This window comes from Micromonospora sp. WMMD735 (genome assembly GCF_049178995.1).
GTDB classification, from domain to species: domain Bacteria; phylum Actinomycetota; class Actinomycetes; order Mycobacteriales; family Micromonosporaceae; genus Micromonospora; species Micromonospora wenchangensis.
Genome location: NZ_JBMHMJ010000002.1, coordinates 5,543,360 through 5,555,570 on the forward strand (window position 1 = coordinate 5,543,360; position 12,211 = coordinate 5,555,570).

The 12,211-nt window shown below is 71.9% G+C and carries 8 protein-coding genes; 1 reads left to right on the top strand and 7 read right to left on the bottom strand.

Annotated features, from left to right (window positions below):
• Nucleotides 1-254: 254 nt before the first annotated feature.
• Together ACN268_RS24170 and acs are read right to left on the bottom strand one after the other, a co-directional pair.
• Entirely contained in the window at nucleotides 255-3,050 is a 2,796-nt protein-coding gene (locus ACN268_RS24170; RefSeq protein WP_421485120.1) for an immune inhibitor A domain-containing protein, read from the bottom strand.
• Nucleotides 3,051-3,276: 226 nt separating this feature from the next.
• Nucleotides 3,277-5,241 carry an acetate--CoA ligase gene (acs, locus tag ACN268_RS24175; RefSeq protein WP_421485121.1) on the bottom strand — a complete coding sequence of 655 codons (1,965 nt, stop codon included), beginning with the start codon at nucleotides 5,239-5,241 and terminating at the stop codon, nucleotides 3,277-3,279.
• 214 nt (nucleotides 5,242-5,455) lie between these two features.
• Here acs and ACN268_RS24180 point away from each other — a divergent pair, with 214 nt between their 5' ends.
• Nucleotides 5,456-6,202, top strand: a complete 747-nt coding sequence (locus tag ACN268_RS24180) for an oxidoreductase (protein ID WP_421485122.1) — start codon at nucleotides 5,456-5,458, stop codon at nucleotides 6,200-6,202.
• 48 nt (nucleotides 6,203-6,250) lie between these two features.
• Here the strand turns inward: ACN268_RS24180 and ACN268_RS24185 are convergent, their stop codons facing one another.
• The 5 genes from ACN268_RS24185 to ACN268_RS24205 all read right to left on the bottom strand — a co-directional run bounded on the left by ACN268_RS24185 (nucleotide 6,251) and on the right by ACN268_RS24205 (nucleotide 11,793).
• The gene (locus tag ACN268_RS24185) at nucleotides 6,251-6,883 is read right to left on the bottom strand and encodes a TetR/AcrR family transcriptional regulator (protein ID WP_421485123.1); all 633 of its coding nucleotides are present in this window, start codon (nucleotides 6,881-6,883) and stop codon (nucleotides 6,251-6,253) included.
• Nucleotides 6,778-8,163, bottom strand: a complete 1,386-nt coding sequence (locus ACN268_RS24190) for a methyltransferase (RefSeq protein WP_421485124.1) — start codon at nucleotides 8,161-8,163, stop codon at nucleotides 6,778-6,780. Before ACN268_RS24190 ends, ACN268_RS24185 begins: the two co-directional genes overlap by 106 nt.
• On the bottom strand, nucleotides 8,160-9,053 hold the full coding sequence (locus ACN268_RS24195) for a hypothetical protein (protein ID WP_421485125.1): 894 nt from the start codon (nucleotides 9,051-9,053) through the stop codon (nucleotides 8,160-8,162). The genes ACN268_RS24190 and ACN268_RS24195 overlap by 4 nt, the downstream gene beginning before the upstream one ends.
• Nucleotides 9,054-9,340: 287 nt before the next feature.
• Nucleotides 9,341-10,153 carry an HAD family hydrolase gene (locus tag ACN268_RS24200; protein WP_194823264.1) on the bottom strand — a complete coding sequence of 271 codons (813 nt, stop codon included), beginning with the start codon at nucleotides 10,151-10,153 and terminating at the stop codon, nucleotides 9,341-9,343.
• An 803-nt stretch (nucleotides 10,154-10,956) separates the two neighbouring features.
• Nucleotides 10,957-11,793 (bottom strand): hypothetical protein, encoded by an 837-nt coding sequence (locus ACN268_RS24205; RefSeq protein WP_421485126.1) that lies wholly within the window; start codon nucleotides 11,791-11,793, stop codon nucleotides 10,957-10,959.
• Between the last annotated feature and the right edge of the window lie 418 nt (nucleotides 11,794-12,211).

Below are 12,211 nucleotides of genomic sequence, written 5' to 3' on the forward strand. Positions count from 1 at the left end.
TGGGAAGATGTCCGCGTCGATTTGTTGCAAGATTTTGATGGGAACGCTTTTCACCGTCACACACCGGGTGTTCACCAACGGTCATGAGCAGCGCGGACGGCCCGGTGGAGAATCGCAGTGATGTATTTCGATTCCGTTGCCGGGATGCGGGAAACAGTGGGCCGCCGGCTTGTCCGCCGACGGCCCACCGTTCACCGAATCAGTCAGTTACTGACCCTTACCACCGCATCGCCGGGCGTACCCGACGCGTGACTTCAGTACTTCGCCGGAGTGATCCGGACGACCGCGTACGAGTTGTCCGGCGCGGCCGACTCGATCTTGATGGAGACCCCGTTGCGGACCTTCGAGTCCGACGGGTTGCCGGTGCCGAGCACGATCGCCCCACCGCCCAGCGTCACGCCGTAGAACTCGGTGGCCGGCGTGCCGTCCGGGTTCACCACCCGGGTGGTGTACGGCTTGTTGCCCCGCGACGGGACGACCACCGAGGCGTCGTTGTCCCGGGCGTACGGCGAGCCGTCGCGGATCTCGATGCCCGGGTACCAGCCCTTGGCGTCGTTGAAGCCCGACACCGGGCGCTGCCGCGGGAACTTGGTGCAGTACGCGCTGTACGGCTCGTCCGCCGCCTCCAGGCACTCGGTGAACGGGTACGTCGGGTTCAGCGAGAACGCCGCGTTCGCCGACTGGGGCCGGCTCGGCAGGTTGTCCAGCACCGACGGGTCCTTCGCCGCCGCCTCACCGGTACGCCGCAGCGGGTCGTAGTGCGAGTCCACGATCAGCAGCCCGCCCTTGGCCCCGTAGCTGGGCAGTGCGGTCATCTGCCCGGTGACGTGGTTGACGTCGCCCAGCATCGTGTCCCGGTACCAGACCAGCATGCCCGGCGCGTTGTACGAGATCCGGTCCACCTTCCACGCCTCGTGCGAGTAGATGGTGTCGTAGGCGTACTTCAGGCCCATGTCGAAGCCGTCGAAGTTGCGCCACTCGGCCAGGTAGTACTGCGCCTTGACCTGGGTGCCCGGGTCGATGTGCCAGCCCGCGCCCGTGGTGTCGGTGAAGGTGCCGACGGTCTGCGTCCAGCCGTTCGTGCCGCTCTCCACGTTGTCGCTGAACGTGGTGGCCCCGCCGCCGGTGACCGAGATGTCGTCGGCGAACCAGCCCCGCTCCTGGAACGCCTCGTCGGTGGCGTACCGCAGCCGCACCTGCACGGTCGTTCCGGCGTACGCCGACAGGTCGATCCAGTCATGCCGCCAGCCGTCGGTGCTGCCGGTCAGGCCGTACTTCTTGTTGCCGAAGTCGACCATGCGGCCGTTCGGGTCGGCGTAACCGTCGTTCGTGGAGACCAGCGCGCCGGCCTCGTCGTAGACCTTCTGCTCGGCCCAGGTGGCCCCGCCGTCGGTCGAGACCTCCACGAAGCCGAAGTCCCAGTCCTCCTCGATGACGTAGTTGTTCCACATCCAGAACTTCGCGTCACCGGCGGCCGGGACGGCCACCTGCCGGCTGAGCTTGACGTCCGCCCATGCCTGGTCGGCCCCGCTGTACCACATGCCGGTGCCGCTGTGCGGCTGGGCGAGGGTGACCACCTTGTCCGGCAGGTCGATCTTGATGCCGTCCTGGGTGCCGACCGGGGTCCGCGAGGTCTGCCCGAGCGATGCCGTCCGGGTCCGGGTGCCGGGGGCGATGGTCAGCGGATCGGCCCAGCCCAGCACCCACTTGTCCCAGATGCCCATGTGGGTGGGCAGGGCCTGGAAGATCTCACCGGTGTGCGAGCCGGACGCCATCAGGTCCCAGAAGTCGACGTCCGAGTCGGCGTTACCCGAGGTGTCGTAGAGGTCCGGCAGACCCAGGTCGTGGCCGAACTCGTGGGCGAAGACGCCGACCCCGGCGTCCTCCGGCTGCACGATGTAGTTGGACACCTTCAGGTTGGTGCCGGGGATGGTGTAGCCGCCGGCGACCGTCGAGGAGTGCGCCCAGACCGCGTACACGCCCTGGTCGCCGCCGCCCCGGGACTTGCCCTGACCGGCGTGCACCAGCACCAGGTGGTCGATCACGCCGTCCGGCTCGTTGACGTTGCCGTCGCCGTCGCGGTCACCCTGGTCCTCGATGTCGTAGTCGGCCCACGGGAAGCTGGGGTCGCTGGCGGCCAGCGCGTCGATCGCGTCGGTGGCGAGCCGCCCCGCACCCTGCGGGTTGTCCGGGTGGCCGTTCATCGCCTGCTGCCGGCCGGCGACCCAGGCGCCGGTCTCGTCCTGGAAGCAGCGCGAGGCCGCGTACCAGCCCTCCGAGTGCGGCACGGTGATCCACGGGCTGGCCTGCCCGTCCACCGTGTACGCACCCTTGGACATCTCCAGGTACATGTTGTGCATGGTGCGGCCGGACAGGTCGATACCCTTCTTGCCGTCCGGTCCCTTGAGGTCCTTACGCACCCGCTCGGTGATGCCCTGCTTGGTGTAGAGCATCTTGTCGAAGTGGGCCGGGGAGAAGTCCGGCACCCACATCGAGTTGTTGTCCTCGTGCGGCAGGGTCGCCGGGTTGGGGATGTTGTTGTGCTTCGGTCCGTTCTGGACGGTGCCGGGCACGCAGGTGCGGTCCTCGAAGACCGTCTTGGGGACCATCACCCCGGTGAAGTCGTCGTTGGCCTGGTCGTTGAACTCGACCAGCAGGGTGAGCAGCTTGGCCGTCTGGGTGCTCTTGGCCTTCTTGAACGCGCGCGGGCTCTGCCCGGTCCGGATCGCCCGGGCCTCGTTACGGGCCAGCTCCCGGGCGGCCACCGGGTTGCCGCCGGCGAACTTACGGTCGTACGCGCGGGCCTCGTCCGCCGCCGGGGTGCGGATCCCGTCGGCGCCCCGGACCTCCTTACCCGCGGTGTCCGGCTGCACCTCCGGCTCGGCGTAGTTGAGGTAATGCTCGTCGGCCCCGATCCGGGTCGGTGTGGCCGGCCCGGCAGGTTGGGCCGCCGCACTGCCGGTCACGGTCAGTGACGAGGCGACGAGAGCGAGGGCGGGCAACGCGACGAGGAGCCGTCGACGTGCCCTGGTGGACGGGAGAATGTTCATGCCACTCCGTTTCTCGGGCATGGGAAAGGGATCGCCGGTGAGACCTCTGTCGAGCCCAGTCGATATCGCTGAACCTAAATGAGAAGGGTTCTCACCCGGAAGGGGGCGACGGTGCCTCTGCCCGTTCAGCCCGAGTCGGCTCGGCCTACCGACCGATTCGTACCCCTAAAAAGACGGTGGGTGCCGGCCCTCACGGACCGGCACCCACCGTCGGGTACGGCTGTCGTCAGTCCTCGTCGGACTTCCCACCGCTGAGCCCGGAGGAGATCAGCTCCATCACCGAGGAGTCCTGGAGCGTCGTCACGTCACCCAGCGACCGGTTCTCCGCCACGTCCCGCAGCAACCGGCGCATGATCTTGCCGGAGCGGGTCTTCGGCAGCTCCGGCACCAGCATGATCTGCCGGGGCTTGGCGATCGGGCCGAGCGTCTTCGCGACGTGGTTGCGCAGCTCGGCGATGAGCTGCTCACCCGCCTCGCCCGCGGTGTCGGCGGTGCCACGCGGGATGGCGAACGCGACGATCGCCTGCCCGGTGGTCGGGTCGGTCGCGCCGACCACCGCCGCCTCGGCCACCGCCGGGTGCGACACCAGCGCCGACTCCACCTCGGTGGTGGAGATGTTGTGCCCGGACACCAGCATCACGTCGTCGACCCGGCCGAGCAGCCAGATGTGCCCGTCGTCGTCCTTCTTGGCGCCGTCCCCGGCGAAGTACATGCCCTCGAACCGGGACCAGTACGTCTCGATGAACCGGTTGTCGTCGCCCCAGATGGTGCGCAGCATCGACGGCCACGGCTCACGCAGCACCAGGTAGCCGCCCCCGCCGTTGGGCACCGACTGGCCCTGGTCGTCCACCACGTCGGCGACGATGCCGGGCAGCGGGGTCATCGCCGAACCCGGCTTGGCCGCGGTCACCCCCGGCAGCGGGGAGATCATGATCGCGCCGGTCTCGGTCTGCCACCAGGTGTCCACGATCGGCAGCTCGTCCCGGCCGACGTGCTGGCGGTACCACATCCACGCCTCCGGGTTGATCGGCTCGCCGACGCTGCCCAGCAGGCGCAGCGACGACAGGTCGAAGCCCGCCGGGATGTCCTCGCCCCACTTCATCATGGTGCGGATCAGCGTCGGCGCGGTGTAGAGGATGCTGACCTTGTACTTGTCGACGATCTCCCAGAACCGGCCCTTGTGCGGGGTGTCCGGGGTGCCCTCGTACATCACCTGGGTGGCGCCGTTGGCCAGCGGCCCGTACACGATGTAGGAGTGCCCGGTGACCCAGCCGATGTCGGCGGTGCACCAGTAGACGTCGCTGTCGGGCTTCAGGTCGAACACCGCGTGCGTCGTCCACGCGGCCTGGGTGAGGTAGCCGCCGGTGGTGTGCAGGATGCCCTTCGGGCGGGCGGTGGTGCCGCTGGTGTAGAGGATGAACAGCGGGTGCTCGGCGTCGAACGGCTGCGCGACGTGCTCGGCCGACGCCGTCTCGACGGTCTCGTGCCACCAGTGGTCCTTCGCCGACCAGGCGACCTCCTCGCCGGTGCGCCGGACCACCAGGACGTGCTCGATCGACGGGCAGTTCGCCACCGCCTCGTCCACGGTCGGCTTCAGCGCCGACGGCTTGCCCCGCCGGTAGCCGCCGTCGGCGGTGATCACCACCTTGGCGCTCGCGTCCTGGATCCGGTTGCTCAACGCGTCGGCGGAGAAGCCGCCGAAGACCACGCTGTGGGTCGCGCCGATCCGGGCGCAGGCCAGCATCGCCACCGCCGCCTCGGGGACCATCGGCAGGTAGATCGCCACCCGGTCACCGGCGACCACCCCCAGGTCGGTCAGCGCGTTCGCCGCCTGGCAGGTCAGCCGGTGCAGGTCGGCGTAGGTGAGGGTGCGGGTGTCGCCCGGCTCGCCCTCCCAGTGGATCGCCACCTTGTCGCCCCGACCGGCCTCCACGTGCCGGTCCAGGCAGTTGTACGCCACGTTGAGCTGGCCACCGACGAACCACTTCGCGAACGGGGGGTTCGACCAGTCGAGCACCTCGTCCCACGGCCTGGCCCAGGCCAGCCGGCCGGCCTGCCGCTCCCAGAAGGCGAGCCGGTCCGCGCCGGCCTCGTCGTACGCGCCGGCGGTGACGTTGGCCTGGGCGGCGAGTGCGGCCGGCGGCGGGAACTGGCGCGTCTCGTTCAGCAGGTTGGCCAAGGCCTCGCTCATGCGGTGACTCCTTCGTCGGTGACCTGCGTCTCTACCCGGCCGAGGTTAGTCCGGGCCGCGCGGGACCGCGACACCCCCGGTGCCGTCCGGCGCGCTCAGCGGGCGTCCCGGCGCGCTCGGCGGCCCACCCCTGCCACCCTGATCAGGATCGGACCCGAGGTCCCGGTGGTGGGTGGCGTCCGCCCCGGAGTCACCCGGTCGTTAGCGTGGCGGGGTGACCACCGATCCGCTCGCCCCGCTGCTCGCGCTCGCCGACATCGCCCCCGCCGTCGAGCGGGCCCGCGAGCGGGTCGACCAGGCGATGCGGCACCGCGCGCTGCGCCGCCACGGCGGCCAGGTCGCGGCCGAGGTCGGCCTGCGCAGCGCGGTGGCCAGTGCCGCCCTGGAGGGGTACGACCACGAGCGCGAGGCGGTCCGCGCCGGCACCGTCACCGAACCGGTGCTCCAGGGGGCGCTGCGGGTGGCCGGGGCGCTGCCCGGGTTGACCGAGCTGTGGCCGAAGGCCCCCCGGCAGGCGCTGGCCCGGCTGCACGTGCTCGCCGCCCGGGACGTGGTCGCCGAGGACGAACTGGGGCGTCCGGTCGCCGACCCGGTGGTGGCCGCCCGGCTCGACGGGCTGGCCGGGCTGGTCGCCGGCGGGACGACGGTCTCCCCGCTGGTCCTCGCCGCCGTGGTGCACGGCGAGCTGCTCAACCTGCGGCCCTTCGCCGGCCCGTCCGGGGTGGTGGCCCGCGCCGCCGCCCGGCTGGTGCTGATGTCCCGGGGGTTCGACCCGCGCGGCCTGGTCGCCGTCGACGTGGGCCACCGGGAACGGCAACCCGAGTACGTCGGCGCGGCCGGGGCCTTCGCCACCGGCACCCCCGACGGCCTGCGCTCCTGGCTGCGGCACTACCTGACCGCCGTCGAGGTCGGCGCGGACCAGCTCACCGTCGTCGGCGACGAGATCATCGCCGCCGCCTGACCCGGTGGCCGTCCCCGCGGTCCCACCCGACCGGTGCCGGGTGCGCGGTCAGTCCCGGCGGGCGGCCCGGTTCACCCGCGAGCGCAGCGCCCGCCGGGCGACCGGTCCGAGGTCGTCGACGATCTCGATGAGCACGGCGAGCTGGTCGAGTGCCGACATCGCCTGCCGCACGCCCGCCCGGTCCACCCCGTCGTAGAGTTCCAGCCCGACGAACGCGGCGCAGACGGCCCGGGACAGGCCGGGCACGTCCGCGATCTCGGCGAAGGGTGACCCGGCGAGCAGCCGGCGCAGCACCGACTCGATCTCGTCCACCCAGAGTTGGAGCGCGGCGGCGGTGGGCGCGGCGAGCCGCTCGTCGGTCTGCGCCCCGGCCAGCAGCTGGGCCAGGAAGGAGACGTTGCCCAGCTCGCGTTCCTGTTCGTGCAGCTCCTGCCCGACGGCGAGCAGTTCCCGCAGCGAGCCCACTCCGGCCAGCCGGTCCGACCAGTGCGCGAGCCGGTCGGCGGTGCTGGCCCGGCAGGCCGCCGTCAGCAGGTCGTCGACCGTGCCGAAGTGGTAGAAGACCAGCGCCTGGTTCACCCCGGCGGCCGCGGCGATGGTGCGGGCGGACACACCGGCGATGCCGTGCGTGCGGATGGCGGTGATGGCGCCGTCCAGGAGTCGCTGCTTGGTGCCGGACATCGTCCTCCTCGTGGGCCCGCCGGATGCGGTGGTGCGATCATCGCATCGGTCACCAGCTGCGCCAGCCAACCGACCCCGGGCAGCCGCAGGACCCAGCCGACCACCGCCCATCCGAGGTGCAGGTGCCCGAGGGCGCGGGCGACGGCGGCCACCCCCCGTTCCGACCGGCCGCCGCCGTCGGTGTACGCCGCCCGCCACAGCACCCCGTCGGCCTCGGCGGCGGGACGTAGCAGCAGACCCACCGGGCGGCGACGGGCGACGAACCGCCAGGTCGCGGCGCACGGACCGCAGGTGTCGTCGAGGAACAGGACCGCTGCCGGCCCCACGTGGTACGGCCGCCGACGCGGCCACCAGTCCCTGACCTGCCGCCGGTACGCGCGCCATACCCCGCCGTGCCGGTCGGCCAGGTCGTGTTCCTCGTGCGGGCGGGCCACCGCCACGCTGAAGGCGACCGCCACCACCGCCGCCAGCACCAGCGCGGAACTGCGGGTGAGCGCGGCGGTGAGCAGCACCAGGGCCACGGCGCAGGTCTGCATCGGGTTGGCCAGATAGGCGTACGGCCCGGTGGTGACCAGCCGTACGGGCGGGTCCCACGGGTACGGCGTGCCGCCACCGTGGGTGACGAACTCGCGGACCGCGGCGAGCGCCGGGGCGGCCAGCACCAGCGCCACCTGGGCGAGGAGCAGCAGGACGGGTCGGGGCAGTTCGGCCGCCGTCGCCCAGGACCCGTCGCCGACCTCGAAGGCCAGGCTGGGGACGAACCACAGCAGCAGGGCGGTGAAGAGCCCGACCTGGAGCAGCGTGCGGGCCGCCAAATGTCGCCGGTCGGCACACCAGCGACCGAGCAGTTGCGCCGGCAGGGCCACCACGAGCAGCCCGACCAGTTCGCCGACCAGCCAGTCCGGGCCGAGCCGGACCAGCGGGTGCAGCGCGGGCATGGCTACCGCGTCGACCCAGAGCAGCAGGCCCAGCGCCACCGGCAACGGGAGGCTCCGGCGCAGCAGCACGGGCAGCGGGCCCCAGAGCACGGCCCAGCCGATCCACAGGTCGACCGGCATGCCCCGGTAGTTTCCCCGGACCGGGGTGAACGTGTACCAGCCGGCGTGCCGGGCCAGCTCGTCGAGGGCGGCGATGCCGATGCCGGCGGCGAGGAAGGCCAGCAGCGCCCCCGCCCGCCCGGCGCGGCTCCGGTCGACCCCGGCGCGGCTCCGGTCGACGCGGGCGGCGGCGAGCACGGCCAGCAACGGCACCGCCAGGCTGAGGTAGCGGGCGACGATCATCGCAGCGCCATCATGTCCAGCAGGTGTCCCGTTCCCGCGCCGAGCAGGACCTGCTGGATCGGCCCGAAGTACCAGGAGGGGTCGAGCCCCCGGGTGTAGTCCACCCGGATGCGCACCTCGGTGTGCCGCCCGTCGACGGCCCGCCAGCTCAGCGTGGCGTGCCGCCAACTGAACCAGCGCGCGGTGATCGAGCTGTCCTCGACGAACCGGAACCCGACCCGCTGCACCCCCACCGTCTCCACCTCGGCGAGGAGGTGACCGCCGGGGCCGTGCGCGCTGCCGTGGTAGCCGAACATCCACCTGTCGCCCGGGTCGAGCCCGTCCCCGCTGACCTGGCCGGGCGTGGGCACGCCGAGCAGCCGCAGCGGGACCGAGCGCACCGGTACGGGGCGAGGACCGGCGGCGAGTCGGGCGGCCACCTGGTCGACCGGCAGGGCCACCACCCGGGCCACCTCGACGGACTGGTCGGGTGCGATCCGGGGTGCCGGTCCACTGCCCTCCAGCCCCGGCAGGAGCAGCAACGGCACCGCGATGACGGCGTACGGGCGGGAGGCGTCGCGCAGCGCGCGGATCAGGGCGGTGGTCCCGTGGGACACCGCGTAGACAAGTGGGGCGGCGAGGATGACGCAGATCGCCCCCTCGTGCAGCGCGACCGCTGCCAGCAGCAGGGCGATCGTGGTGATCACGAAGACCCGACCGTGCGCGGTGCGACCGGGCAGCAGGGCGAGGGTGGCGGCGAGGGCCGTCGGGAGCAGCACGAAGAGCAGGGCGCTGTCGGCCCGCCCGTCGAGCACGGTGGCGACGAACACCACCATGCCGAAGGCCGAGATCAGGCCGGCGAGCACCCAGTTCGCGGCGGTCCGTCGGGGCGGTCGATCCTGCTCGTTCATCGCTACCTCCCAGCTTTGAGCACTCGCTCAAACCGAGCATAGGCTTGTTTGAGCGATCGCTCAAACGGAGGTGCGCAGGGAAAGCGCCGTGTGGTGTCGGGTGCCGGTCGTCACTCCGGGTGCCGCGCAGAGGTTCCGGCGGCCACCCGGCGGGCGGTGCGGTCGGCGACGGTGGGACCGGTCGGCCTACCCCGGAGGCGAGGGGCGGTCGGTCGGGCCGGGTACCGCGCGTCGGTCAGGTGGTCTGGGCGGCCGGGGTCGTCAGGCGGCCTGGACGGCCGGGGTCGTCAGGCGGCCTGGACGGCGCGGGTGCGGCGGTGCCGGCCGTACCAGGCGATGCCGATCGCCACCCCGACGCCGACGCCGAGCGCCGCTGCGGCCACCGGGACGGCCGGGCGCTCCCGCAGCCGCCGGCCCAGCGGGATCGGGTGCCGGAACTCCAGCACCGGCCAGGCGTTCTCCACGGCGAGCCGGCGCAGCGCCCGGTCCGGGTTGACCACGCTCGGGTGCCCCACGCACTCCAGCAACGGCCGGTCACTGTACGAGTCGGAATAGGCGTACGAGTCGGCCAGGTCGTAACCCCGGGCGGCGGCCAGCTCGTTGACCGCCTCGACCTTGCTCGGACCGGCCGCGTAGAACTCCACCTCGCCGCTGTAACGGCCGTCCTGCACGCTCATCCGGGTGGCGATCACGTCGGTCACCCCGAGCAGTGCGCCGATCGGGCGGACCATCTCCTCACCGGAGGCAGAGACCAGCACGACGTCCCGGCCGGCCGCCTGGTGCTCCTCGATCAGCGCGGCGGCCTCGGCGTAGACGTAGGGGTTGATCAGCTCGTGGAGCGTTTCCGCGACGATCTGGCGGACCTGTTCCACCCGCCAACCCTTGCAGAGTGCGGCGAGGTAATCCCTGGTCCTGGCCATGGTCTGCTCGTCGGTGCCGCCCAGCCGGAACATCAGCTGCGCGTACGCCGACTTCACGACGTCCCGTCGCGTGATCAGCCCGTCCCGGTAGAACGGCCGACCGAATGCCAAGGCGCTCGACTTGGCGATGACGGTCTTGTCCAGATCGAAGAAAGCGGCACTTCGGCCCACGGCGCGCAAGTCTAGTCCGATGCTCCAGGGTCGGCGGGTGCCGTGGGGCGAATACCCCCTCGACCTGCGGGAGCACTCCGGCGGCGAATGCTCAACGTGATCGCAGTCACACGCTCCGATCATAATTTCGCAATGAGTGGGGTCGACAGCACTCGACGTGAACAGTCCGCTCGGGCAGACTTGTCCCCACGACAACGATTCATGTGCCGGAAAGCTGAGAGACCCTCGGCGGTCGCACCCCCCGTGACCGCCGGGCCGGTTCGGCTCAACCCCCCCGGAGCCGAACCATTCGACGACCCCCGTCTCCCCCCGACGGGGGTCGTCCCTTTCCGCGAGGGCTCCGGGTGCTGGTCGACCGGCGAATACTTGTGCGGTAGCCGGTCGACCGGATGAAAACAGCCCCGTCCCTGTCGCGGGAACGGGGCGCGGGGCTGCTTCGCTGGCGAATTGCCGGTCCGGTGGTGGTGGCGAACCCGGCGACGATGGGTGCGTGGTCGGGCTCCGGCGCGTACGCCGGGTCCACGCGGCCGTGGCCCTCGTCGTCCCCGCTGTTCGGCCCTTCAAAGTCCCGGCCCCGACGGGTTACAGTCAAGCCGACTCCTTCCGTTGTACGCGGTCGAGTCGAATGCGGCGTCCGGTTGCAGCCGGGCGCCGCTGTGCTGTGGCGGCGCTGTGCCGATCGACCGGTCAAGCATCCCGCGTGCGGCGGCATAGCACAAGGCCCACGATTTGTCTGTCGGGTGGCTGACACTCGGTCAACTGAAGAGTCCCTGCTCAGCGGCTGTCCGTGGGAGGTGCGGGGGCGGGCCTGGCTACCGCACGACCGCCCGCATCGTCGTCCGGGCGGGCAGGAAGCAGGCCAGGGCCCGGCCGTGCCGGTCGGTGACCACCCACGGGTGCCCCACGTACGTCTGCTGGCGGTAGGACCGGCCCGCGTCGAGCACCTTGTACTGCCGGCGCTGCCCCTGGTGGTCGAGCCAGTAGACGACGACCCGTGCACCACGGGCGTTGACGAACTCGACGTACGTCGAGGGGCCGTTCGAAGTGGACCGCAGCGAGTGTTCCTGCCAGCCCGGCAGCGGGGTCAACTCGGCCGGCCCGGGCGGGTTCGTCGGCGGCTTCGGCGTGGGGCGGGGCGCGGCGGTCGTCGGAGTCGGCCGGGGTGGCGTGGTGGTCGCGGCGGGGCGGGACGTCGTACCCGTGGCGGGTTGGTGTGGCCGACGGGGCGGCGCGGCCGGGGTCGCGGCGCGGGTGGCCATCGACGCCGGGGCGGGCGAGTAGTCGGCGACCGGGGTGGGGCTCTCCACGGCCGCGAGATCCGGGCGGTCGGCGACCCACGAGGGTGTCATCGGGAGGGCGGCGTCGTCCCGCTTCGGCCCGGACCACAACGGTGACAGCGCCAGGACGAGGCTGGTGACCAGGCCGAACGCCACTCCGGCCAACAGCAGGGTCCGTCCGATGCCGGCGGGCTCGACGGCGTGCACGGGGGACGGCAACGGGTTGCCCGGTGATCCGGACGTCGGGACGTCGATCAGATGCCGACCGGCCGGGGGGACGAGGTAGGGCGGCAGCGTCTGGCGGTACCGGGGTGCCGGCAGCCAACCACCGATGCGCAGGGTGGGGGGTGTGTCGTCGGATGAGTCGGCCATGGCCCCGTTTCCGAGAGCGGCGGATGCCACCGTCGCGGTGGCGGTCACGATTATCGGCGTACGAGGCGGTATGCCGTCAATCACTCCGGCGGGGTGAACAGGACATTTTTTCGCGTTCTTCGTCGGGACCGTACCGCTGCTGCCGGCGTCGTTCGGTCGTTCCGACGCTCCGCGCGGTGTGCTGGAGCTGCCTCCGGTGCAGGTCACCCCCTCCTGCCGGGTCGACGGAGGCGTCGAACGGCTGACCGGGACGCCCCGACGACGAGCATGGCCCGCGATCCCCACCACCGGGGCGGCATAACAGATCACCGACCGTGGCGGGGGTTGTCCACAGGCCGCCCCGTCGTCCACAGGTGAGCCGGCATCGGCGGCGCGGACCGGCGACGACGGCGCAGGGTCTGTCCCAGCAACCCCGAGC